The 25436-nt window shown below is 41.7% G+C and carries 22 protein-coding genes, 6 tRNA genes and 1 rRNA gene; 13 read left to right on the forward strand and 16 right to left on the reverse strand.

All coding sequences use genetic code 11. From position 1 onward, the window contains the following. Positions 1-387 precede the first annotated feature (387 nt). The 5 genes from BO222_RS07010 (at position 388) to BO222_RS07030 (ending at position 816) form a co-directional block, all read left to right on the forward strand. Positions 388-478: transfer RNA gene (locus BO222_RS07010), tRNA-Ser, on the forward strand. 8 nt (positions 479-486) lie between these two features. Continuing rightward, a tRNA-Asp gene (locus tag BO222_RS07015) sits at positions 487-563 on the forward strand. Between the two features lie 7 nt (positions 564-570). Beyond that, positions 571-644 (forward strand) — tRNA-Gly (locus BO222_RS07020). A gap of 13 nt (positions 645-657) precedes the next feature. Beyond that, positions 658-734: transfer RNA gene (locus BO222_RS07025), tRNA-Asp, on the forward strand. Positions 735-742: 8 nt separating this feature from the next. Beyond that, positions 743-816: transfer RNA gene (locus tag BO222_RS07030), tRNA-Gly, on the forward strand. A 264-nt stretch (positions 817-1080) separates the two neighbouring features. On the opposite strand, the gene BO222_RS07035 is transcribed toward BO222_RS07030, so the two are convergent. Continuing rightward, the gene (locus tag BO222_RS07035) at positions 1081-1710 is read right to left on the reverse strand and encodes a TlpA family protein disulfide reductase (RefSeq protein WP_075819652.1); all 630 of its coding nucleotides are present in this window, start codon (positions 1708-1710) and stop codon (positions 1081-1083) included. 407 nt (positions 1711-2117) lie between these two features. On the opposite strand from BO222_RS07035, the gene BO222_RS07040 reads away from it, so the two are divergent. Together BO222_RS07040 and rrf are read left to right on the forward strand one after the other, a co-directional pair. Next, a tRNA-His gene (locus BO222_RS07040) sits at positions 2118-2193 on the forward strand. Position 2194: 1 nt separating this feature from the next. Then, a 5S ribosomal RNA gene (rrf, locus tag BO222_RS07045) occupies positions 2195-2299 on the forward strand. Positions 2300-2476: 177 nt separating this feature from the next. Here rrf and BO222_RS07050 read toward each other — a convergent pair. Next, on the reverse strand, positions 2477-3973 hold the full coding sequence (locus BO222_RS07050; protein WP_158024574.1) for an alpha-amylase: 1497 nt from the start codon (positions 3971-3973) through the stop codon (positions 2477-2479). 498 nt (positions 3974-4471) lie between these two features. Between BO222_RS07050 and BO222_RS07055 the strand changes: the two genes are divergently transcribed. Further along, complete coding sequence (locus BO222_RS07055; protein WP_075819654.1) at positions 4472-4699, forward strand: hypothetical protein; 228 nt, start codon at positions 4472-4474, stop codon at positions 4697-4699. Positions 4700-5098: 399 nt separating this feature from the next. On the opposite strand, the gene BO222_RS07060 is transcribed toward BO222_RS07055, so the two are convergent. Then, positions 5099-6814, reverse strand: a complete 1716-nt coding sequence (locus BO222_RS07060) for an ammonium transporter (RefSeq protein WP_075819655.1) — start codon at positions 6812-6814, stop codon at positions 5099-5101. A gap of 477 nt (positions 6815-7291) precedes the next feature. Between BO222_RS07060 and BO222_RS07065 the strand changes: the two genes are divergently transcribed. The 4 genes from BO222_RS07065 to BO222_RS07080 all read left to right on the forward strand — a co-directional run bounded on the left by BO222_RS07065 (position 7292) and on the right by BO222_RS07080 (position 11880). Then, the gene (locus BO222_RS07065; protein ID WP_075819656.1) at positions 7292-8110 is read left to right on the forward strand and encodes an amino acid ABC transporter substrate-binding protein; all 819 of its coding nucleotides are present in this window, start codon (positions 7292-7294) and stop codon (positions 8108-8110) included. 14 nt (positions 8111-8124) lie between these two features. Continuing rightward, positions 8125-8775, forward strand: coding sequence for an amino acid ABC transporter permease (locus tag BO222_RS07070; RefSeq protein WP_075819658.1), 651 nt, complete (start codon positions 8125-8127; stop codon positions 8773-8775). 11 nt (positions 8776-8786) lie between these two features. Continuing rightward, positions 8787-9596 (forward strand): amino acid ABC transporter ATP-binding protein, encoded by an 810-nt coding sequence (locus tag BO222_RS07075; RefSeq protein ID WP_269843624.1) that lies wholly within the window; start codon positions 8787-8789, stop codon positions 9594-9596. 256 nt (positions 9597-9852) lie between these two features. Beyond that, positions 9853-11880: a glycoside hydrolase family 31 protein gene (locus tag BO222_RS07080; protein ID WP_075819660.1), complete on the forward strand. Its 2028-nt coding sequence runs from the start codon at positions 9853-9855 to the stop codon at positions 11878-11880. 564 nt (positions 11881-12444) lie between these two features. On the opposite strand, the gene BO222_RS07085 is transcribed toward BO222_RS07080, so the two are convergent. The 13 genes from BO222_RS07085 to BO222_RS07140 form a co-directional block, all read right to left on the reverse strand. Beyond that, on the reverse strand, positions 12445-14160 hold the full coding sequence (locus tag BO222_RS07085; RefSeq protein ID WP_075819662.1) for an ammonium transporter: 1716 nt from the start codon (positions 14158-14160) through the stop codon (positions 12445-12447). A 346-nt stretch (positions 14161-14506) separates the two neighbouring features. Next, complete coding sequence (gene atpC, locus BO222_RS07090; RefSeq protein WP_075819664.1) at positions 14507-14914, reverse strand: ATP synthase F1 subunit epsilon; 408 nt, start codon at positions 14912-14914, stop codon at positions 14507-14509. After that, complete coding sequence (gene atpD / locus BO222_RS07095) at positions 14914-16317, reverse strand: F0F1 ATP synthase subunit beta (protein WP_075819666.1); 1404 nt, start codon at positions 16315-16317, stop codon at positions 14914-14916. Before atpD ends, atpC begins: the two co-directional genes overlap by 1 nt. Before the next feature lie 11 nt (positions 16318-16328). Next, positions 16329-17180, reverse strand: a complete 852-nt coding sequence (atpG, locus tag BO222_RS07100) for an ATP synthase F1 subunit gamma (protein WP_075819668.1) — start codon at positions 17178-17180, stop codon at positions 16329-16331. 1 nt (position 17181) lies between these two features. Then, complete coding sequence (gene atpA / locus BO222_RS07105; RefSeq protein ID WP_075819670.1) at positions 17182-18702, reverse strand: F0F1 ATP synthase subunit alpha; 1521 nt, start codon at positions 18700-18702, stop codon at positions 17182-17184. A gap of 9 nt (positions 18703-18711) precedes the next feature. Further along, the gene (gene atpH, locus BO222_RS07110; RefSeq protein WP_075819672.1) at positions 18712-19257 is read right to left on the reverse strand and encodes an ATP synthase F1 subunit delta; all 546 of its coding nucleotides are present in this window, start codon (positions 19255-19257) and stop codon (positions 18712-18714) included. Positions 19258-19260: 3 nt separating this feature from the next. Continuing rightward, entirely contained in the window at positions 19261-19773 is a 513-nt protein-coding gene (gene atpF / locus BO222_RS07115; protein WP_083647722.1) for a F0F1 ATP synthase subunit B, read from the reverse strand. Positions 19774-19788: 15 nt separating this feature from the next. Then, entirely contained in the window at positions 19789-20034 is a 246-nt protein-coding gene (gene atpE / locus BO222_RS07120; protein WP_075819674.1) for an ATP synthase F0 subunit C, read from the reverse strand. Positions 20035-20117: 83 nt separating this feature from the next. Beyond that, the gene (gene atpB / locus BO222_RS07125) at positions 20118-20825 is read right to left on the reverse strand and encodes a F0F1 ATP synthase subunit A (RefSeq protein WP_075819676.1); all 708 of its coding nucleotides are present in this window, start codon (positions 20823-20825) and stop codon (positions 20118-20120) included. Between the two features lie 220 nt (positions 20826-21045). After that, positions 21046-21507 carry a hypothetical protein gene (locus tag BO222_RS07130; RefSeq protein ID WP_143356969.1) on the reverse strand — a complete coding sequence of 154 codons (462 nt, stop codon included), beginning with the start codon at positions 21505-21507 and terminating at the stop codon, positions 21046-21048. Continuing rightward, complete coding sequence (locus BO222_RS13970) at positions 21489-21659, reverse strand: hypothetical protein (RefSeq protein ID WP_178390439.1); 171 nt, start codon at positions 21657-21659, stop codon at positions 21489-21491. The genes BO222_RS07130 and BO222_RS13970 overlap by 19 nt, the downstream gene beginning before the upstream one ends. 1 nt (position 21660) lies before the next feature. Beyond that, positions 21661-22281, reverse strand: coding sequence for a uracil phosphoribosyltransferase (gene upp, locus BO222_RS07135; RefSeq protein WP_075819680.1), 621 nt, complete (start codon positions 22279-22281; stop codon positions 21661-21663). A gap of 306 nt (positions 22282-22587) precedes the next feature. After that, the gene (locus BO222_RS07140; RefSeq protein ID WP_075819682.1) at positions 22588-24024 is read right to left on the reverse strand and encodes an MBL fold metallo-hydrolase; all 1437 of its coding nucleotides are present in this window, start codon (positions 24022-24024) and stop codon (positions 22588-22590) included. 1084 nt (positions 24025-25108) lie between these two features. Here BO222_RS07140 and BO222_RS07150 point away from each other — a divergent pair. Then, the coding region (locus BO222_RS07150; RefSeq protein WP_143356863.1) for a hypothetical protein at positions 25109-25436 on the forward strand (328 nt) is incomplete at its 3' end.

The raw sequence follows: 25436 nt of genomic DNA on the forward strand, positions 1-25436 counted from the left end.
TTATCGTATTCGTGAGGCTTGAAGCCGAAAAATGGCTGATTCCAGATAAAAATTTCTGGTAGATTCTGAACACCACGATGAAGTGCGGAGCAATTCGCGCTTCTATCTGCTTAACTTAATGACATTGAAAAAATTTCTAATTCATAAAATCTCCTGAATATAATTTTTACTTCAGGCAATGAATGAATAATTTGAATGAATTATCCCGGAAAGTTACAGTTATTTATGAACTAAAGGTATTTAAGGTAAGATTACAGGCTAAACAGGCTGCCGGCACTCATTCTGGTCAAAATAGCTCCGAAATTTTTTTAGTTTTGGTCTTGTGCTTACTTGGGCAAGCTGTTATGATAATCAGGCAATCGGGAACGGTTGCCGATAACAATCCTTGGAGAAATACTCAAGTGGCTGAAGAGGCGCCCCTGCTAAGGGTGTAGGTCGGGCAACCGGCGCGAGAGTTCAAATCTCTCTTTCTCCGCCATATTTTTAGGTCCAATGGCGCAATTGGTTAGCGTACCTCCCTGTCACGGAGGGGGTTGCGGGTTCGAGTCCCGTTTGGACCGCCATTTTTATGCAGATGTAGTTCAATGGTAGAACACGACCTTGCCATGGTTGATACGGGGGTTCGATTCCCCTCATCTGCTCCATCTTTATTATTCTGGTCCAATGGCGCAATTGGTTAGCGTACCTCCCTGTCACGGAGGGGGTTGCGGGTTCGAGTCCCGTTTGGACCGCCATTTTTTATGCAGATGTAGTTCAATGGTAGAACACGACCTTGCCATGGTTGATACGGGGGTTCGATTCCCCTCATCTGCTCCATCTAGTTGAAGAAAAACCGCGAGAGCGGTTTTTTTTGTTTTTACATACTCGATCTCAGTTCATACATTGTTCTGCCTGTTCGTTATCTGAATCTGGGCAGTATTTTAAAATTTAGTTCATCAAATCCATAAATGCTTTCGATATCAATTCAAAATAAAAGTCGAAAAGAAACAATTTATTCAAGTTCGTTTCTTTTCGACTGATCATCCTTCAGTAATCTAAAATAGCTTAATCAAATCCCTGAGTTTTTTGCCAGCTGACTTTTTATCTGGCTTTTTTGACGATGCGGTCAATAATTTCTGTCACTTCCTGCTTTTCCTGATCTGTCATTTTACGTTCATGTGCATCATGTTCATCAACAGTCCCCTGATGACCATCGACAACTTCTCCATTTTCTACATATAGAACCAGAGGAACATAGAGCGTCAGAACACCCTGATCATCCTCACTCATATAATCAGAAATATATTTTTCGATTTCTGCTTTCTGTTCATCGGAATAGAGACGGTTCAACTCAGAATCTCTAGTTTGAATGGAGTGGACCGATTTTCCATTCTCCTTTAAAGCCTGATCTAAAATAGGAACAATTTCCTGACACCATGGACAATCGGCAAAGCCAAAATACAACAGACCTGTTTTCTTATCCTCGAAAAAAGAAATGGCATCATTAAAACTCATTTCATTAAAGGAGGCTTCATCTTTAGCTTCAGGTTCAGAATCTGTTTCCCCGGGCATACAGGCTAATGCTTCAGAATCACATCCCGTGTTTTGATTTTCTATTTGTTCATCTGCAGACTGCTGTTCCTTATTTGTGGTACTCATCTGACATCCCGATAAGAACAGCGCAGCCATCACAAAGAGGGCAAGCATTCTTCCAGAGCTATTATCCATCATCAACGATCTCCTCCAATTATTCATCTTTTCTGGTCATTCCATGGTCCTGGATATTGACAGCTTTTACTTAATTGGTCTATATCCGAAGAATGTTCATGTACGGATAATAATAGAACCTGACCTGATTCTCAACAAATCCAACATTTCAAATACTGAATTACTCTTACCAGATCAACATTCAGCAAACTTAATTAAAGATTATATTTACAAGGAGTATCCAGGCTGTTCCTGATTGAGTTTCTGTTTATAAATAATCATAATCAGATCTGACCAGAATTTTTTAATCATAAAACGATAAGCCATCCAGATGCTGCAGATTTTCCCGATTTAAAAATATTCAATTTTTTTGGTCAATTTGTTGACAGCATTCTGTCAGCCGGTTATTATAGTGAAGCATTATGAATTTGGCGGTTGTGGTGAAGCGGTTAACACAGCGGATTGTGGCTCCGTGATGCGCGCGTTCGAATCGCGTCAGCCGCCCCAGTCTGGTGATGATGGAAACATGGAAACACCTGGTCACATTTCGAACCCAGAAGTTAAGCATGTTCTCGGCGACGATAGTGTAAGCGAAAATAGCATGTTGCCAGGCAATGCAAAGGAATCCTGAGGGATTCCTTTTTTGTTTTATACTCTATTACCGACACTCCCTTTTCTTCCTTGTTTCTTTTCTTCATTTCATGGCTTCTTTAGTTATTTAAACACGTAAAAAAACCGACAAACAAAATTCAATTGTCGGTTTACTGAGGAATTTCTTTATTCTCAAGGATCAGCTTTTTTTCTTTTTTGTAATCAGTTCTCGAAGAGTCTTCTTTGGCTTTATCCCCTTTAGCATTCGAGTGTAATCCTTATCTTCAATATAGGCTGATAATGATCCAGGCGGACAGGTAATTCGGATATTGCCATTTTCATCGAATGTTTCTGTATGTTCTGGATGCAATGCGTCCCGCATAATTCTGCCAGCATAGTTTGGTTCGCAGAATCTTTTTTCTTTCCAGTCAGCAATCGTATAGATGACCAGAACGGGTGTTTTTGAATAAGCCATCCAGCAGGCTTTCTGCGGATCATCATCAAAAAGATCGATGATATTATCTGAAAGAAGATTCTGACGGATCCAGATCATCTCTTTTAAAAATGGCACAGGCGGCTTTCCATCATTTGGAAGGCCATAATAATCGCCATAAAAAACAATGGGTTCCTTGCATTTATAGAGCAGAATTGAGGCATAGGCCTGTGGTTTAAACCAGTCGAGCACCCAGCTTTCCAGGGCCTGATGGGGCTGTGTGTCATGATTATCCACAAACGCACAGGCATAATCTGGCTCACTGTCTGTCAAAGTATCCCGAAACAAATTTCGAATATCGAAGGTTCCGTTTGAATTAGAGGCCTGCTGCAATCGATAGTGCAATGGAACATCCATCAAGGACATACAATGATTGCAGTCATTCAGATATTTCTTCAGTTCCCAGAGATTTCCACTCCAGTACTCTCCAATTGCAATATTGGGATGATTCCCAAACTTATGCATTTCGCTAAGCCAGCCATTGAAAAAGGAAGAATCAATATTTTTTAATGCGTCCAGACGAAAACCATCAATCTGCATGGTTTTCGTGAACCAACGACCCCAGTTATAGAGCTCATCTGTCACTTCCCTGTTTGTGAAGTCGACGTCACAGCCCATAATATAATCGTAATTTCCGTTTTCTCCTGAAACATGTTCATTCCAGTGCTTGTTTTCAAATAACAGAATGTTATGTTCACCGCTCAGCTCATCAAAATCCGTTCCCGTAAAATGACTTGCATTCCATATAAATGAAGAATATTTTCCATTCCGCCCCGGGAATGTAAACCGGGTCCATGTTCTGACCTTATGCAGCCCTTTAATCACATTATTTCTGTTCCATGTATCTACTGTGCTGGCCATGACATCTTCAAGTTCATCCCCACCCATTCTATGGTTAAATACAATATCGGCAAGGACCTGAATATTCTTCTTCTGAAGTGTTGAAATTGTCTTTTCTAACTGTTTGCGTGTCCCGTATTTTGTCGATTGTGTTCCCTTCTGACGAAATTCTCCCAGGTCATAAAGATCATATACTCCATAACCCACGTCATTTCTTCCCAGATAGCCTTTTCCAGCGGGTGGCATCCAGACACGATCGATCCCGATCTGAGCCAGATAACCCGCTTCAGAAGCAAGCTTCTTATAGAGGGAACCATCTGCTGGAACATACCACTCAAAGTACTGCATCATTGTATGATTCAAAATTTCGTTCTGCCTGTCAGTGATGAGTGATTGAAACTCTGAAAACTTTCCTGATCTGTTTTTCAACAGATCGTTTGCCGCACTGACAAGTGCCTCCTTTACAGTATTCTTTTCTTTCATAATTCATGAGTAATGAAGACAGAAGATTTTTACTGCCTTAACATTCATTCATATATATTTTATGTCAGACGAATTTTAGTGATTCAAATGAACCTTTCCGGAAACTGGATGAACTTCAATTTCTGCATAATTTCTGATGCTTCCAGTCAAATGGATACGCTCTCATAAGACCCCAGAATCCTGCTGGCTGGTATTGAATTCTTTGAATTCATGGATTAAACATTAGAGGAACTGCCTGATCACGAGCTAAAATATAAATACTTCTATCTATAAGTCAGAAAGATTCCTCTTTACAGCTTGCTTTGCCTTCAGCCACTAATTTCAGGAAGTTTATCAGACCATGCAGAACATTTTTATAAACAAGGAAGGATTACGGATATGAACCGAAAAAAGAACCAAAAGCAGACCACCAGCCAGAATAAAGTTCAGAGCAAACCAGCTAAAGAAATACCATTCTCATTTAACAATAAGGACTATAGAGCTCAGATTAACCGGCAGGGACAGATTTCTTTTTTTCAGGATGACAAACAGATTGAAAATCCCGAAGAGCAGAATCAGTTGATGAAACAGCTTCTGATTCTCAATGCCCTTCCATCTGGGCGATAGAGACTATACAAAGATCAGAAGATTCAAAAAAGCGATGCTTCCCCAGGCATCGCTTTTTCTATGAACACAGAGGATCTGGTTATCTTCTTTTGATTTGGCTCATTTCATTCTGATTCTTTCCAGATTCTTGTTTTCTTAAATTTGAGTTTGTTCGTTTGTTTTGAAACGCTAGCTTCGTTTAAATCTTATTCAGGAAATTTGTTTCTGTAACTTAATCCAAATATCTTTTCGTTTCAGGATATTTCAAATCGATGGAGTCATTCAAATCAATTCCTGTTCAGCTAAGCTAAGGAGGTAAGGTTTTGTGGCTTTCATCTGTTTTCGTCCGAACAACTCAATATATTTTTAAAATTTTGATATTTATAGTTTCTTATTTTCACCTTTATTTGCTAGATTTTTTTAAGCTTTTGGATGATCTTCATAGTCGAGAGCTTCTTTGCCAGTAGCTCCGGTTGAAATTCGAATGACATCCGATACTGGATAAATAAAGATCTTTCCATCTCCCATATTGCCTGTATACAGGGCTTTCTGGGCCGCTTTGACTACCTCTTCGACTGGTACTTCGCTGACAACGATATCCGCCTGCATCTTTGGAAGAAGTCGGCTTTGTACTTTGGCTCCTCTGTAATAGGTCGTCTGTCCTTTTTCTACACCCATTCCCATTACATTCGATACGGTCATTCCTCCGATTTCAATCTTTTCCTGTTCTTTTTTTAGTTTCACTGATCCAGCCATGTTGGTCAGATACGCTACTTTGTTCAACTTAGGCGTTCCATGCACCACCTCGGTCACTACGGCATCCTTTAGATCCACTGTTGGCTGATATGGAGCCAGTCCTTCAGTTTCCACTGCAGCGATCTCCTCTTCACTTCCGCCAAGGGTTTCTGTTTCCATCGCAAATCCGGCATAGCACGTTTCAATTCCGTGTTCCATCAGATCGAGTCCAACGATTTCTTCATGAGCAGAAACTCTCAGACCAATCGTCTTTTTGATGGCATAGAATGTCAGAGTAATTGTAACTGCTGTCCAAAGCCCAACACTAAGAAGTCCAATCAGCTGAATTCCCAGCTGTCCAAATCCTCCTCCATAGAAGAGTCCAACCGGTACAGGCATGGTATCCGTTCCACAGGCGAATAATCCAACGGCAATCGTTCCCCAGATGCCGCAGGCAAAGTGAACTGGAACAGCTCCAACCGGATCATCAATTTTTAATTTGTAATCCAGAAGCCAGGTCATGAACGGCACGATCAGACCAGCCACAATTCCGATAATGGCAGCGCCTAAAGCATTGACCGCGTCACAGCCAGCAGTAATTCCAACCAGACCGCCCAGGCAGGCATTTAAGGTCATGGCTACATCTGGCTTTCCATATTTCACCCAGGTATAAATCATTGTGGTCACAGCGGCTAAAGCCGGAGCAATCGTTGTGGTTGCGAAGATGGTGGATAACTGAAGGCCATTGGTTGCAGCGGCTCCATTAAATCCATACCATCCAAACCAGAGGATGAAAACGCCCAAAGCACCGACCAGAATGTTATCACCTGGAATTCCATTTGGCTTTCCATCCTTGTCAAACTTGCCAATACGAGCTCCAAGCATGGAAGCTCCAATCAAGGCACAGATTCCGCCAACATAATGAATGGCTGTACTTCCTGCAAAATCATGGAATCCCATCAAAGCCAGGAAGCCATCAGCATTCCAGATCCAGCGGGCTTCGATCGGGTAGATCAGGGCCGAGATGATGACAGAGTAAATGCAGTAACTGATGAATTTGGTTCTTTCAGCCATCGCTCCAGAAACGATGGTGGCGGCTGTAGCGCAGAAAACCAGGTTGAATGTAAACAGGGCCCAGTTGGTTCCTGCAAAATCAAACAGCGGATCCAGTCCAAAACCAATGAACTGGTTTCCAGGACCAAACATCAAAGCATAACCAATCAGGATGAATGCTACAGTTCCTAAGCAGAAATCCATGGTGTTTTTCATTGTGATGTTTCCAACGTTCTTCGCACGGGTAAAGCCGGCTTCGACCATGGCAAATCCGGCCTGCATGAAGAAGACGAAGGCGGCACCGATGAGGTACCAGATACCAAAGACTTGAGATAAAATTTCTTCCATAAAGAGATCCTTCCTTTTCTTTCCCAAAGAAAACACAAAAAGGCGCCAAAATCGTCATTGATTTTGGCGCCTTTGCCTGTTTCTTTATGGGATGATCAAAGATTACTCCGAAGCTTCTCTCTCGTCAAGTGATTGCACTCTGTTTTTCAATGGATCTTTCATTATTTTTCATGATTCTTTCATAAAATATTGTCTATATTACCTTATCACTTAAAAGGCAAGGTTATCTTGAAGAAGGATAGATTTAGTTTAATAAGGTTAGAGAACATGTAAACATGTAAATATATGAAACTTTTGGTCGTTCGACACAAATACTTACATCAATTTTCATCTGATACTTTTCCTACATTGACGATCATGAATTCAAAATGATACCATTTTCAATATTGTGAAAATACAGATTAACCATGGGAAGGATTATCTGATTTCTTTCATTTCTTTCCAGGTCATCGAATTTTCAATAAAAGGAGACTGATTATGAAAAAAGGAATTTTATTTTGTTCAGCACTTTCTTTAAGCCTTCTGGCTGGCTGCTCATCTTCTTCCGATTCAAAAGCCGATGCCAAACCAGCTGAAGATGTCAAAGACAAAACAACTTTTACAGTAGGTTTTGATGCTGAGTTCCCTCCTTATGGATATAAGGATGAAAACGGTGAATATACCGGTTTCGATCTGGAAATGGCTCAGGCTGTTGCAGATCTTGAAGGCTGGGAACTCGTAAAACAGCCAATCGACTGGGATGCAAAAGATATGGAATTGGCTTCAGGAACCATCGACTGCATCTGGAATGGATTTACTATGGATGGCCGTGAAGACGAATATACCTTCAGTGATCCATATATTGATAATTCCCAGGTTTTCGTCGTTCCTGCCAATTCGGGAATCGAAACCGCAGCCGATCTTGCAGGAAAAAACGTTGGGGTTCAGAAAGACTCTTCCGCTCTGGCTGCTCTTGAAAGCGAAGATAATAAAGAGCTTCGTGAAACTTTCCAGAACCTGACTCAGTATGGTGATTACAACACTGCATTTATGGATATGGAAGCTGGCGGAATCGATGCCGTGGCCTTGGATGTTGGTGTAGCTGACTATCAGCTGGCAAACCGTAATGGAGAGTTCAAGAAACTCGAAGAACCTCTGGCTTCAGAAAAATATGCCATTGGATTCTTAAAGGGAAATGAAGAACTCAGAGATGTGGTTCAGGCTGATGTTTATAAACTTTATGATGATGGAACCGTTCAGAAGCTGGCTGATAAATATAATCTGAGTGATTTTGTTGTGATTGATCAATATAAGTAAGAAACTGGAACTCTATGGATCTGACAACATTTACTGAACTTGCAAAAAGCCTTGTCGTCTCGCTTGAGATCTTCTTTCTGACACTCGCATTTTCCCTTCCATTAGGAATGGTTATTGCCTTTGGCCGACTGTCGAAAAACAAAATTGTTTCAGCAATCACCCGAATGTACATTTCCATTATGCGTGGAACGCCGCTGATGCTGCAGCTGATTGTAGTCTACTTTGGTCCCTATTACCTTTTTCGAATGAAGGTTTCTGCAGACTATCGGTTTATTGCTGTGATCCTGGCTTTTTCGCTTAATTATGCTGCTTATTTTGCCGAAATCTATCGAAGCGGAATCCAGGCTTTGCCTAAAGGACAGCTTGAAGCCGCTCAAGTCCTTGGCTATTCAAAATCACAGACATTTTTTCATATCACGCTGCCGCAGCTGATTAAACAGGTTCTGCCGGCCATTACGAATGAAATTATCACCCTGGTTAAGGATACTTCCCTTGCCTTTGCGATTGCAGTAGCTGAGATGTTTACCATGGCTAAGCAGCTGGCTGCCGCTCAGGCGACCATCGTTCCATTGATGATCGCTGGTCTTTATTACTACCTGTTCAATCTTCTCGTCAGCTTTGTCATGGAAAAGATTGAAAAGCATTATGACTATTATTCAAACTAGAAAGGGCTCCTATGACACCTCGCATTGATAAAAACAAAATGTCTGGTTCTGCTCCTTTATTGAATATTGAGCATATTGGTAAGGCATTTGGTGACAATCAGGTGCTGAAGGACATCAGCCTTCAGGTGATGCCTGGTGAAATCGTCTCGATAATCGGACCTTCCGGAAGCGGAAAATCCACTTTCCTTCGTTGTGCGACTTTGCTTGAAACCATGGATAATGGTTCTTTGTACTATGATGGAATTCCAGCCTGCAAGGCTGCTGATACGCCTGATGGTCCTTCGATTTATGTCAGCAAGCAGGAACTGGCGAAAGTTCATGAACACTTTGGTCTTGTCTTTCAGAACTTTAATCTGTTTCCGCATTACTCTGTTTTAAAAAATGTCATGGATGCCCCGATTCGGGTTCGTAAAGTCCCAAGGGATGAAGCCGAAAAGCAGGCCCGTGATCTTCTTGCTCAGTTTGGTCTGGCAGATAAAGCCGACAGCTATCCCTGCGAACTCTCCGGAGGACAGCAGCAAAGAGTCGGTGTAGCCAGAGCTCTGGCCCTTCGACCGAAAATTTTATTTCTCGATGAGCCCACTTCTGCTCTTGATCCAGAACTGACAGCGGATGTATTGAAAGTTTTAAAACAGCTTGCCAGCGAGCATATGACCATGGTTATTGTCACTCATGAGCTTGAATTTGCCCGTGAAGTTTCAGACCGGATTATCTTTCTTGAAAACGGACAAATCCTTGAGGAAGGACATCCGGATGAACTTTTTTCCTCTTCAAAGCAAAGAGTTCAGGACTTTATTGGCAAGCTTTCCAGACAGGATTAATGAAACGATTAAGACTGATTCGACCAGACGGATCGGTCTTTTTTCTTTTAGTCAGAATGCTTTTTAGCATTTCCTGTCTGAATATTTATAATCTTTTTTGATTTCTTCGATTTTGAAGCTTATCGGTAAAGAAATGCTTGAATCTCAGGCGTATTCACGACTAAAATCAGAATGGTTAGATAACCAAAGAAGTATATGATTCTTTGTTCAAACCTTAAATAAACTTATCTGCTATTACCGGAGGCTAAAAATCTCGATGAAAAAATACATTTTTGGACAACCAATTGAAACGCAGGCCGCAGTTCTTGAACTTCCGGCAGAACAGAATCCTGTTCCCATTGGAACCATCCATACTGATAAAAATCACTGGAAAATGAGTATCCCACTCAATCAGAAAGATGTAGTATACGGTCTTGGACAGACTGTACGCGGCATAAATAAACGCGGATGGACCTATACTTCATGGGCTTCTGATGATCCAGAACACAGTGAAGACAGACATTCTCTTTATGGAGCTCACAACTTTATCATTGTGGATCCAGTAGAAGATCCTGAGGCTAAACCATTTGGACTCTTCATAGATAATCCTGGAAAAGTCGTCTTTGATATTGGAGATACAAAACGAAATGAAATTCAGATCCAATCAGCTCCTGATCTGAATCTCTATCTGATTGAAGGAAACACCAGTTATGAGATCAGCCAGAAATTCAGAAAGCTGATCGGACAGAGTTATATTGCTCCAAAATTTGCATTTGGATATGGACAGAGCCGTTGGGGTTATAAAACGAAGGATGACTTCAGAGATGTTCTCTCTAATCTGAAAGCCATCGATGTTCCTGTAGACATGATCTATATGGATATTGACTACATGGAACGATTTAAGGATTTTACTGTTAATAATCAGGAATTTGGCAATCATTTCAAAGAATTTGTTGATGAAATGAAGAAAGAAAAGATCCATCTGGTTCCAATCATCGATGCCGGAGTCAAGGTCGAAAATGGTTATTCCATTTATGAAGAAGGAAAAGAAAAGAACTATTTCTGTAAGATGGATGACCATACAAGCGACTTTATCGGAGCTGTATGGCCTGGCTATTCTGTTTTCCCTGATTTTCTGAACCACGAAGCCAGTCAATGGTTTGGTATGAATTATAAAATGATGACGGATGCAGGAATCGACGCATTCTGGAATGATATGAATGAACCTGCCCTGTTCTATTCAGAAACCGGAATGAAAAACCTGAAGAATTATCTGGCCGAATTTGCTGCTGACCCTGAACTTCCAAGAGACTGTTATGACACGTTCCACTTAAACGATCAGGTTAACAGTATCAAAAATTCAATGAAGGACTACGAGAGCTTCTATCATCATATGGGTGATCAGTGGGTTTCTCATGATAAAGTCCATAATCTGTATGGATATAAAATGACTCAGTCTGCTTCAGATGCCTTCAAAAAACTTCGTCCAAACGAAAGAACTCTGATGTATTCTCGAAGCAGTTACATTGGTGCGCATCGTTATGGCGGAATCTGGACCGGAGATAATAAATCCTGGTGGTCTCATTTACCACTGATTCTTCACCAGCTTCCAGCTCTGAATATGTGTGGCTTCCTCTATACAGGCTGCGATTTAGGAGGCTTTGGGGCTGATGCCACCCGTGATCTCGTTTTACGATTCATGCAGATTGGAATCTTCACTCCTTTAATGCGAAATCATTCCGCATTAGGAACCCGAGATCAGGAACCATATCGTTTTGAAAATCCAGAGGACTTCTCTTTCCTGGTTAAGACTCGTTATCGTTTGATTCCTTATCTGTATTCTGAATATATGAAGGCTGTTCAGAATAACGATCTGATGTTTCGTCCCCTGTCATTTGACTTTCCAGATGACGAGATTGCCCGCGAAGTTGAAGATCAGCTGCTGATTGGTCATGAAATGATGATCGCGCCAGTGACTGAACAAAATAAAACCGGACGTATGGTTTACCTGCCTGAAGAAATGATTCAAATCCGAATCAAGCCAACCTGCCAGGAAGTCGGAAGAATTATCCTTGGAGAAGGATGGCATTATATTCAGTACCCGGAAAATCAGGTCATCTTCTTTGTACGCAAAGACAAGACCCTTCCTTTAGTTCATATTCCTGCAAAGAGAGTCGATGAGATTGATTATGACAATCTGGAAATGGTGGGTTATATGGACAGTGAATACGAACTGTATGACGATGATGGAATCAGTTCTGACTTAGACCATTGCAATGCTTCTATTACAATTCATAAGTCCTGAACCAAATCCATAATCTATATCCCATAACCGAATTTGAAGTCTGTTTACAAACTACATGACTTTATAAAATCCTATGGCGTATCTGTTAGAGACAACGCTTTTAGACCGGTTGAATCCAACTGGTCTTTTTTTATCTTTCAGCTCATCCGATTCCAATACTTAAATCATTTTGAAATCATTCGAAAAAAGAAAAAAAGCGATGCTTCCCCAGGCATCGCTTTTTCTATGAACACAGAGGATCTGGTTATCTTCTTTTGATTTGGCTCATTTCATTCTGATTCTTTCCAGATTCTTGTTTTCTTAAATTTGAGTTTGTTCGTTTGTTTTGAAACACTAGCTTCGTTTAAATCTTATTCAGGAAATTTGTTTCTGTAACTTAATCCAAATATCTTTTCGTTTCAGGATATTTCAAATCGATGGAGTCATTCAAATCAATTCCTGTTCAGCTAAGCTAAGGAGATAAGGTTTTGTGGCTTTCATCTGTTTTCGTCCGAACAACTCAATATATTTTTAAAATTTTGATATTTATAGTTTCTTATTTTCACCTTTATTTGCTAGATTTTTTTAAGCTTTTGGATGATCTTCATAGTCGAGAGCTTCTTTGCCAGTAGCTCCGGTTGAAATTCGAATGACATCCGATACTGGATAAACAAAGATCTTTCCATCTCCCATATTGCCTGTATACAGGGCTTTCTGGGCCGCTTTGACTACCTCTTCGACTGGTACTTCGCTGACAACGATATCCGCCTGCATCTTTGGAAGAAGTCGGCTTTGTACTTTGGCTCCTCTGTAATAGGTCGTCTGTCCTTTTTCTACACCCATTCCCATTACATTCGATACGGTCATTCCACCGATTCCAATCTTTTCCAGTTCTTTTTTCAGTTTCTCGAATCGATCCATGTTGGTCAGAATGGATACTTTGGTCATCTTATGCGTTCCAGGAACCACCTCGGTCACTACGGCATCCTTGAGATCCACTTTTGGCTGATATGGAGACAGTCCTTCAGTTTCCACTTCAGCGATCTCCTCTTCACTTCCGCCAAGGGTTTCTGTTTCCATCGCAAATCCGGCATAGCACGTTTCAATTCCGTGTTCCATCAGATCGAGTCCAACGATTTCTTCATGAGCAGAAACTCTCAGACCAATCGTCTTTTTGATGGCATAGAATGTCAGAGTAATTGTAACTGCTGTCCAAAGCCCAACACTAAGAAGTCCAATCAGCTGAATTCCCAGCTGTCCAAATCCTCCTCCATAGAAGAGTCCAACCGGTACAGGCATGGTATCCGTTCCACAGGCGAATAATCCAACGGCAATCGTTCCCCAGATGCCGCAGGCAAAGTGAACTGGAACAGCTCCAACCGGATCATCAATTTTTAATTTGTAATCCAGAAGCCAGGTCATGAACGGCACGATCAGACCAGCCACAATTCCGATAATGGCAGCGCCTAAAGCATTGACCGCGTCACAGCCAGCAGTAATTCCAACCAGACCGCCCAGGCAGGCATTTAAGGTCATGGCTACATCTGGCTTTCCATATTTCACCCAGGTATAAATCATTGTGGTCACAGCGGCTAAAGCCGGAGCAATCGTTGTGGTTGCGAAGATGGTGGATAACTGAAGGCCATTGGTTGCAGCGGCTCCATTAAATCCATACCATCCAAACCAGAGGATGAAAACGCCCAAAGCACCGACCAGAATGTTATGGCCTGGAATTCCATTTGGCTTTCCATCCTTGTCAAACTTGCCAATACGAGCTCCAAGCATGGAAGCTCCAATCAAGGCACAGATTCCGCCAACATAATGAATGGCTGTACTTCCTGCAAAATCATGGAATCCCATCAAAGCCAGGAAGCCATCAGCATTCCAGATCCAGCGGGCTTCGATCGGGTAGATCAGGGCCGAGATGATGACAGAGTAAATGCAGTAACTGATGAATTTGGTTCTTTCAGCCATCGCTCCAGAAACGATGGTGGCGGCTGTAGCGCAGAAAACCAGGTTGAATGTAAACAGGGCCCAGTTGGTTCCTGCAAAATCAAACAGCGGATCCAGTCCAAAACCGATGAACTGGTTTCCAGGACCAAACATCAAAGCATAACCAATCAGGATGAATGCTACAGTTCCTAAGCAGAAATCCATGGTGTTTTTCATTGTGATGTTTCCAACGTTCTTCGCACGGGTAAAGCCGGCTTCGACCATGGCAAATCCGGCCTGCATGAAGAAGACGAAGGCGGCACCGATGAGGTACCAGATACCAAAGACTTGAGATAAAATTTCTTCCATAAAGAGATCCTTCCTTTTCTTTCCCAAAGAAAACACAAAAAGGCGCCAAAATCGTCATTGATTTTGGCGCCTTTGCCTGTTTCTTTATGGGATGATCAAAGATTACTCCGAAGCTTCTCTCTCGTCAAGTGATTGCACTCTGTTTTTTGAAATCTCTTTTTGACTCTTTTGACAAGTTCCAGAAAACCTGACCATCAAATTCGGTTGACTCAGTTACTGTCAGTTTTAAATCGGACATTATTTCTGTCTGTTTAATTGATGTTATGACCTGACTAAAAAGAAGACCTGATTTCAAATGGTCTGAAATCAGGTCTATTAAATTCGATCAATGTGGATCTATAGTTTCTTACTTTTTACCGTAAACGTTAATACGATTGATTGCCTTTTGTAAAGCCAGTTCTTCACGCCTCATTTCGCTGTTCGTATCTTTCTTCTCCATACGAGATCTAGCTCTCTCATACGCGTCATGAGCCCGCTTGATATCGATATCAGAACGGCCTTCAATTGCGTCTGAGAGAAGCAGACACTTATTGTTATCGAAATGAAGGAAGCCACCGGCTACCGCATAGCTCTTATGCTTCCCCTCCTCGTTGTAGATTTCGAGTTTGCAGGGCACTAAAGCCATCACGACCGGTACATGATTTGGAAGAATTGTAAATTCTCCTTCTACGCTCTTTGCATGAATACTCTGTACCTTATATTGACGGAACACACCATGCGGTGTGACCATTTTTAGATCAATTAATTCAGCCATTACTCAGTTTCCATTTTCTTCGCTTTTTCAACTGCTTCTTCAATGGATCCAACGAACATGAATGCCTGTTCAGGCAGATTGTCGTATTCACCGGAAAGCAGTTTTTCGAAGGAATCAATGGTTGTTTCCAGAGGTACATATTCACCAGGGAAACCGGTAAATACTTCAGATACGTGGAAAGGCTGAGAAAGGAAGTTACGAACCCTTCTTGCACGGTTTACGGTCTTCTTATCTTCTTCTGAGAGTTCATCCATACCCAGAATGGCGATGATATCCTGCAGTTCGTTGTATTTCTGCAGAATTTCCTGAACTCCTCGGGCCACCTTATAATGACGTTCTCCAATTACTATTGGATCAAGCATACGCGAACTTGATTCAAGCGGATCCACCGCAGGGAAAATACCCAATGCAGCAATACCACGATCAAGAACTGTACGCGCATCCAGATGGGAGAATGTCGTAGCAGGAGCCGGATCAGTCAGGTCATCGGCTGGAACATAAACAGCCTGAATGGAAGTAATGGATCCATTCTTGGTTGAAGTAATTCTTTCCTGCAGCTGTCCCATTTCAGTAGCCAGCGTTGGCTGATAACCTACTGCAGATGGTACACGTCCAAGCAGAGCAGATACTTCAGAGCCAGCCTGAGTAAAACGGAAAATGTTGTCGATAAACAACAGAACGTCCTGATGATCCACATCACGGAAATGTTCAGCCATTGTCAGACCCGTTAAAGCGACTCGCATACGGGCTCCAGGAGATTCGTTCATCTGTCCATAAACCAGAACGGTTTTGTCCAAGACTCCTGAATCCTTCATTTCGTAATACATGTCGTTTCCTTCACGGGTACGTTCACCAACACCAACAACTACAGATTTACCACCATGCTCAGAAGCGATGTTGTGGATCAGCTCCTGAATCAATACAGTTTTACCGACACCAGCCCCTCCAAAAAGACCGATCTTTCCTCCTCGGGCATAAGGAATCAGAAGGTCAATGACCTTAATTCCAGTTTCGAGAATATCAGATGTATTATTCTGTTCATCAAACTTTGGAGCTGGGCGGTGAATCGAAGAAAATTCATCCGTCTTAACATCGCCCAAGTTATCGATAGGTTCGCCTAGAACGTTAAACATTCTTCCCAGAACACCATCGCCTACAGGCGCCTGAATAGGTTTACCTGTATCAATGGCATCCATTCCACGGACTAATCCATCCGTGCTTCCCATTGCAATACAGCGAATGAGGTCATCACCAATTCCCTGAGCCGCTTCAACGGTCAGAGATTTTCCATCTTTTAAAGGGATTTTAATGGCGGTCAGCAGATCCGGCAGCTTTCCGTCATCAAATTTTACGTCAACAACAGGCCCGACAATCTGGGCCACTTTTCCAATATTTTCTGCCATAGTCTACCTTCCTAACTCAAAGCGTTCGCGCCGCCCACAATTTCAGTAATTTCCTGAGTAATCGCACTCTGACGAGCCCGGTTATATTCAAGATTCAGTTTGTTGAGCAGCTCTTCTGCATTATCGGTGGCGCTTTCCATCGCCATTCGGCGACTCGCCTGTTCCGATGTTTTGGATTCCATAAATCTGGAATACAGAACTGATTTGGTAATCATTGGAATCAGCTGATCAAGCATTTCTTCCTGATTGGGCTCAAATTCAGTGACAGCTTTCATTTTTTTCCTGTCATCCTGAATTTCAGGTTCTTTTGGTGGAAGCAGAGTCTCCATTGTCGGTTCAAAAGTCAAAGTATTCTTATAATGCGTATACAATACTTTGATTGCCCCGATCTTACCTTCTTCTAAAAGCTTGATTGCCCGATCTGTTTCAGAAGCAAGCTTTTCATACGCATCGTCTTCGTTGAGATCAATCAGGCTTTCCCAGACTTTAATACCTCTGGCTTTTGCCCAGGAAAGACCATGCGAGCCAATCATGACCAGATAATCGGTATCTCTGAAATCCTTGAGCAGTTTTTTATATAAGTTGGCATTATAGGCACCGCAAAGACCCATGTCGGATGTGATCACGAAGACAAATGAAGGTTTTGAAGGATCTTCCTTCATCTTCTGATGACCTTTTTCGGCAGCAGCCAGGACCATGCTCAATAATTCATGAAGGCTTTCAGCGTATTCACGGTTAGCCTCCATTCTTGCTTTTGTCTTATTCAGCTTGGCGCTGGCAACGAGCTGCATTGCATTAGTGATCTTCTTTGTCGAATCAACCGAAGCGATCCTGCTTTTGATCGCCTGCCCGCTGCCCGGCATCCTAAGCGCCTTCCTTGATCAGATATTCAGAAGTGAACTGATCGAGAGCTTCTTTAATCCGGGCAATCAGATCGTCAGAAAGTTCCTTCTTTTCAGCAATTTCAGAAAGAATTTCCGGGTGATTGGCTTTCATGAACAGAAGCATTTTTTCTTCATAATCCTGAACCTTGTCTACAGGAACCTGCTTGAGATATTTGTATTTACCTGTAAACAGGGAAAGTACTTCTTCAGGCATCGGCATCGGCGAATACTGCTTCTGAATCAGAAGCTGTGTCAGACGATTACCATGATTCAATACTTCAGCAGTTGCCGCATCGAGATCACTTCCGAATTTGGCAAATGCTTCCATTTCTCTGAACTGAGCAAGTTCAAGTTTCAGAGATCCGGAAACTTGCTTCATTGCTTTTACCTGAGCCGCACTTCCTACACGGCTGACAGATAATCCGGAGTCAACGGCTGGGCGCTCACCGGCATTAAACATATCCGTCTTCAGGAAGATCTGACCATCGGTAATAGAAATTACATTGGTTGGGATATAGGCGGAAATATCTCCGGCCTGAGTTTCGATGATTGGTAAAGCTGTAAGACTTCCTCCGCCGTTGTCTTCATTCAGACGAGCGGCTCTTTCAAGCAGTCTTGAATGCAGATAGAATACGTCTCCGGGGTAGGCTTCACGTCCTGGTGGTCTTCTTAAAAGAAGCGCCATGGCACGATAAGCTACCGCATGTTTGGAAAGGTCATCATAAATAATCAGAACATCCTTTCCATTTTCCATCCATTCTTCCCCAATAGCGCATCCTGCATATGGAGCAATGTACTGCAATGGTGCTGGTTCAGAAGCAGTCGATACGACAACGGTCGTATAGTCCATAGCTCCAAACTGTTTTAGTTTTTCAACAATCTGTGCTACAGTACTTGCTTTCTGACCAATAGCGACATAAATACATAAAACATTCTGGTCTTTCTGATTAATGATCGTATCGACGGCAATAGCGGTTTTACCTGTCTGACGGTCACCGATAATCAGCTCACGCTGTCCGCGTCCAACCGGAATCATCGAGTCGATAATCTTTAAACCAGTCTGAAGAGGCTGGCTGACCGATTTACGGGTCATAACACCAGGAGCCACTCGTTCAACTGGTCTTTCCTTTGTTGCATTGATCGGTCCCTTGCCGTCAATTGGTTCGCCTAAAGCGTTGACAACACGGCCGATCATTCCGTCACCAACCGGTACTTCAACAATATGACCGGTTCGTTTGACGAGATCGCCTTCCTTGATATCGGGATTGTCCCCCATTAAAACGACACCAACCTGATCCTCTTCAAGGTTCATGACCATGCCGTATACATCATGAGGAAACAGAAGCAGTTCGGACATCATGGCATTTTTCAGACCATAGACGTTAGCAATTCCGTCACCGACGGAAAGAACTGTTCCGCTTTCATTCATCTCGATATCCTGGTTGACATTTTTGATCTGAGCTTTGATCAGTTTGGAGATCTCAGCGGGATTCAAACTCATTCACATCACCTATCCTTCAGCCTTCATCAGCTGATCTTTCATCGTATCCAGACGTCCTTTGATCGAATTATCCATAATGGCATTTTCGGTTCTGATTTTCAGTCCGGCGATCAGAGACGGATCAACAGTAACTTCCATTCTGATCGAGTGGTGAAGCTGGTCTTCCAGTTTCTTTTTCAGCTTTTCAATCTGCGTATTGCTCAGGGCTGATGCGCTGAATACATGAACCCTTTCAATTCCCTGCGCCTGATCGTACAACTGCTCATAAGCCTGTGCGATTTCAGGAAGATCCGCTGCCTTGCGGTGCATGCAGAGAACCTTGATAAACTGCATCACTCTAGGATCGAGATCCTCTTTGAAGATCGATTCCATGAGTTTAGTTTTTTCCTGTTTGCCAATCGCTGGATATCTTAAAAAGCTGACAAGATCCGGCTGATCTTCCATTACCTTCTGGACCTTCAGAAGCTCTTCAAGATATTCCTGCTCCTTGCCGTCTTCCTGTCCTAATTCAAGCAGCGCATTAGCAAATGGTGTGTTTTCCTTGATTGAAGCCATAGGCTAGGCTCCTAATCCATCACTGTCGATGAAATCATCGATAATCTTCTTCTGCCGCTCTTCATCGAGTTCCTGAGAAAGTATCTGTCCAGCAGCTGCCATGGCAACTTCTGTAATTGCCTGACGCATCTGAGTCTGGGCTTCGAGTTTTTCTCTCTCGACTTCTTCGTGAGCTGATTTTTCGATATGGCTTGCCTGCTTTTGAGCCGCATCGATAATCTGCTGTTTTTCCAGAGTCGCCTGTTCTCTGGCATTGTCAATGATGCTCGAAGCCTGCTCAGCAGCTCCTCTCATCTTGGCATCGTATTGATCCTTGACCTCAAGCGCCTCTTTTTTCAGACGTTCAGAATCATTGATATTGTTCTGAATGAGCTGCTGACGCTTTTCAATAAAGGTAAGCAGCTTGCTCCAGAAATACTTGCGGCAGACCAGAACAATGATCAGAGAGGAAATGCAGACAAGGATCACATCCTGCCATGAAATCCTCAGATAGTTCTCAATCGTAAAATTGATCATTGCCTATCTCCGAATTTATCCCTTCAGGAAGATCAGCAGGAGGGCAATAATCAGAGAGTAAATACCTGTTGTTTCAGCCAGCGCGATACCAAGTACCATGATGGACTGAATTTTACCGGAAGCTTCCGGATTGCGGCTGACAGCATCCGCACCATGTGCACCAGCGATACCCTGTCCGATACCGGCTCCAATACCGGCGATCATAGCGATACCTGCGCCAAGAAGGGCCATACCCTGCACAAAGAATTCATTAAATTCCATAAAAATAAACCTCGTACTTTCTATATAGAATTCTGTAACTGATTTTTGGTTTTCTTCGTTGTCGTAACTGTTTTCTCTTGAGCCTATTCGGCTTCTTCAGATACCTGCTGTCCAAGGAAGTAGGTACCAAGAGTAAAGAAGATGTAGGTCTGAATGACACCTGAGAAGATATCAAAATAAGCATGTATGAAAGGAGTCAAGGTCAGACCGAGGTAGCCCCATGGGGCGATGTTGGTAATTAAGGTATATACCAGCAGAGTGATGATGGTACCTGCCAGAATGTTTCCGAACAAACGCATGGTTAAGGAAATCGGCAAAGCGAGTTCTCCGATGATATTTAATGGCAGTAAAAACGGAAACGGTTCACACAATTCTTTGAATCGTGCTTTCAGTCCGCCCTTTTTCAGGCCATTAAACTGGATCATTAAAAAGAACATGATCGCCAGAGTCGCGTTAAAAGAGACATTGCTGGTCGGGTTCTGAAATCCGGTCAGTCCGGACAGGTTGCTTAAAAGCATGCCAAGCATCAGGGTTCCGAAGATTGGAATATATTTCTTCGTTTTCTCCCGAAGATTTCCCTGTACCACATAAAGACACAGGTTATAAATTTCTTCTGAGAGATAAACCAGCCCTTTAGGGGGTTTGGACGGATCTGCTTTTTCTATTTTCTTTCCGCAGATGACCGCCATAATACATAAAAACAGACAGATAACGAGCCAAACCATAATCGACTGATGAATCGGAATCTGTACCGAGCCAATCGTAATAATGATCTGACTGACATCGTTCATTTGATCAATGCTCCTTTCCTGTGACAATTCTCACATAACCTTGGTTATATCACCATATAGATCAAAAAGTTCAATTCACTCTCTTCAGGTTTTAAACAAAGAGAATGTCCTGTCTGAAAAGCGCTGTCAACTAAGACTATTTCAGCAAATTTCAGTAGGCTACGATCTTGATTTAACCATAAAGATGATGAAATCTGATTTATCGATCGCATCCTTAAAACTAACTGGCAGAATCTGTCTCTTGATCAGATTCTTTGTCGGCATTCAAATTCTGACATTCAATCTGAGAACTTTCTGATTGTCCTGAATCCTTTCTGGCATAGACAAATAAAGCCAATTTACTTGCCACAGCTCCTATCAGCATTGACAGAATCGGAATTCCAAGGACTGCACCAATAAACAATAAAACTCCATACATCAGATATCGACCGAGGTAACCGGCTGCCATCCCTTTTCCAGAAGCATTCTGACCGGCTAAAGAAGCGGATTGAATACAAATCATATACAGCGAACATAGCGCCAGCATTGCTCCATAGATAATCCCAATCACTGCCATCCACTTTTGCGGCATTGGCCAGAATAGAGCTGTACCGACCACTGGAAGTATACAGAACAAAGCCGTCAGCTTCAGGTTATCGATAAAAAGAGTTTTTAAGGAATTGCTCATCTTTTCTTTTTCCATAACAGAATGGCAAAACTTCCAACAATCGCATATAAAGCAAAAGCGATGATCCAGAATGGTCTCATGTTTGTCCAACCATCAATCAGCCAGCCGATCCAGATGCAGACCAGAAGATTGACAATCAGAAAACCGCCAAATTTTGCGGGATTCATCTTACTTCGTTCCGAAAATCCGGTCTCCGGCATCTCCGAGACCTGGAACAATATAGCCCTGATCATTGAGCTTTTCGTCCAAACTAGCAAGATAAATATCTACATCCGGATGATGCTTCTCAACGTTGTCAATTCCTTCCTGAACTCCAACCAGGCATACGAGCTTAATGTTCTTAGCTCCCTGCTTTTTTACCATATCAATGGCCGCAACCGCGCTGCCGCCTGTTGCAAGCATCGGATCGACGACGATACAGATTGCGTCACTGACATTCTTAGGATATTTTTCAAAATAGGTATGAGGCTGAAGGGTTTCTTCATCACGATATAATCCGACATGAGCGACTTTGGAATTTGGAATCAGATCCACTATTCCCTGTACCATTCCCAGGCCAGCGCGCAGAATTGGAACCACCACAACATCCTTAGCAAGAGTACTTCCAGTCATCTCTGTCATAGGCGTTTCGATTTCAACATCTTTGACAGGAAGATCACGGGTTGTCTCATAGACCATCAGCGAACCAATTTCATTCAGATTTTCTCTGAAATCCTTGGTGCTTGTATTTTTATCACGCATGATTGAAAGTTTATGTTTGATCAGTGGATGATCAAAAACGGTAACCATATTTACTCCTCCTTCTACAGTTCATCAAGAGTTATCTGATCTCTGATTTGCCTTAAGCAACTTTCAGATTCTCATTAATGATTATAACAAATGGGCGCTTAACACATGAGCGCGATGTCCGTATACTGCAGACTTTCTAAGAAACTTTCTGTTCATGTTTCCTGACAACAAAGCAGTAAAAAAACCGATGGAAAAATAATTTCATATAAAAAAGCTTGAATCAGCACCATTTTAAGTTGCTTTTCCAAGCTTTTTTCATACGGAATAAGAACGATCAGAACTCTTTTTTATTTCCATAAACCTGTATCAGTCAAACAGCAAACTGATCGATTCAAAAAACTGTTCCTGTCTTTCCTTCTTCTGTTTTTCAATTTTCTGCTGATTTTGATTTTCAAGTTCTCTGAGCTGATTCAAACGTCTGGCCGACTCTGATTCAGGCATGGATATAACTCGAAAGCCATTTTCAGGCTGACTGGCTGTCTCAAAATTTTTACTTGCTTTTGTCGTCGAGTAAAAATCAGTAACAGAAGTCTCAGATGACAAAACCACACTATCATCCGAATTGGACGATATCCAAGAAGATGGATGGTTTGCATTTTGCATTTTTTTAACATTATCTTTGTCACTACAAACATCTGAATGGGTTTGCGGCTGACAATCTTCTTTGATATCCACTGTCACTGGGCGATTTGAATCCAATGCATTTATTCTTTTTAAATCATCTTGATTTAAATTACGATGATCTGTTTTATCAGTTTTAAGATTTTCTGTTTGCTTATTACCACAAGTTTCAGAATTCATTACATCCGATGTTGTTTCACTTTTTACAACGTACTTAGATGAATCCAGATCAGAACTTCTTATATCCTCTTTGCTTTTCTTAACTTGTTTAACTTGTTTAACTTCTTTTCGATTCGATACAATCTGCAAATGGGCAGCCGCTTCAAGACGACAGGCTTCATCGTCGAGTTCTCCAAATTCTGTAAGATCGAACTGACTGGCAGCTTCGGTATCAAAATCGTGAAGACAATACCCTCTGCTCTGAAGACTCTGCTCAAAAGCGGTTAAAGCCAGATTTTCTGTGTTGGCTTCCCGGGATATATGAGCCAGTACAACTTTTCTGGTTCTATTCCCAACAGCCGCTGCAAGAATCTTAGAAGCATCCAGATTATTTAAATGACCTACGTCGGAAAGTATTCTCTGTTTGGTCCACATCGGACGGGATGTATGCATCAGCATATCGGGGTCATGATTGCTTTCAAAAATGTAGTAATCAGCATTTGAGATATCTTCCTGATAGCCCACAGGAAAATAACCAGTATCCGTTACGTAAACAAGTTTTTCGCCAGTTGTATTCAGAGTAAGAATAAAACCCAGCGTATTACCGGCATCATGAGAAAGACCAAGACTCTGAATGGTAAAATCCCGGATTTCAAAGATTTCATCCGGTACGATCAGCTGATGATTAATAGGCAGAGTCTCTTTTTTTGAATTTCTGCACACAAGAGAACAGTAGGAATAAACAGGTCTCTGGCGAAACATATTGAGCCAGCGAACATGATCAGAATGATTATGGGTGATTAGCACGGCATCAAGATCATTGACGGAAACATCGACTTCTTCCATAGCCTGCCTGAGATACTTCTGGCTTGGAGAACCGCAGTCAATCATGATTGTGGTATTCGAACTCTGAACTATGCAGCAATTACCTGCTGATCCTGAATTTAAAAGACTGACTTTCATAACAAATGCCTCCACTTCCAAAACATCCCTTAAAATGCAGATCTCTTTGATTCCTGATGCTGAGAAATTGATCTGTAAACTTTATCATACAACTTCATATCACTTTCAATGAATCCATTCTTTCATTTACGTTCTAGACCACAAACAGAAATAATCGAAAAGAGAAGCCTAGAGAGCATGAAATTGCAGGAAGTGGAACAGGTAATTGATCCCCTTCATCAGAGATTCAAAAGTATTTGCTCGAAAATCATCTTTGAGCTCTTTTGAGAAATCTTCACTTTTTCCTCGTTGACATTAGAAATTAATAATTTTGTCAGGTGACATTGAAGTATCAAGATTGATGTTGACAGCAAAGGCTTGCGTAATGAGATAAAGCTGGCGGTTTTTTGTTTTCTTCAGAGAACCAAATCTTTTAGCACTCTCTGCGCACTTTATCGAATCCAGACAAATTAGCGGTGCTTCAACACAAAATACGGTTGGACTTACTATAATCACCCTGAAGATATCGGGGATATAAGTAGTCTCGAATACCAGTCTAAAAATAGAAGGGCATACAAAAAACATACCGGTTGCAAAAGAATGAATAATCGAGTTCTCAATGACTATCATCACCGTCAGGGGCAAATAAAATTGTCATTATCCACATTGGTCCCATATATTAATATTCATTCCGGAACTTGGATCAAAACATCAGTAAATACAAATTAGCCCTTTGATATTGGATATTAACACTCTAAAATCACCAATTGAATCCCATTTTTAATGCATCCATAATTTTGTGAGTAAACAATGTAAACTGAAATAAAGCACTATTTCTCTCGAACCGCAAGAAAAAAGCAGTTCTTCGTCCCAAATTACCCATCTTTTATGTGAGCACTCGGAGTATAATCAATGATATGAAATGGAAAAACAACCTATTGTTCGTGGTTATATAAAAGCACCCATTTTGGGCGTCAAGTTGATTAACACTTGGTTATTTCAGCTTAACGCTCTGGGTGCTTTTTCTTTAACAAATTTGGTATTTAGTTCGATAACTTAAACAACTAAATATCATTTGTCAATCGATAAATAAAGGAGATTTTTTATGAAAAAAGAGAAGATTTATATTGACATTCTTCAACTGCTTAAAAGCCAGAACCTCGGATTTTCAGTACTCGAACAAATGATTCAGGAACACGAAAACAGAATTGAAATGATTGAAGAAACGATCTTAAGAATCAGAAACAATGAACTTAATGGAGCGGTTTTATATAAAGGTGTTTCGGAGGATCACCATTATATGTTTGAAGCCTACGATTCAGTAAGCAAACAAATTGTTCTATCCGATACCGACCTCAACTTTTCAACTTCATTAGTTGAAATTATTGATATAAGCCACTTCACATTAGGGAATTATGAGTTTCAATACTCAA

Source organism: Ileibacterium valens, from assembly GCF_001945525.1.
GTDB classification, from domain to species: domain Bacteria; phylum Bacillota_I; class Bacilli_A; order Erysipelotrichales; family Erysipelotrichaceae; genus Ileibacterium; species Ileibacterium valens.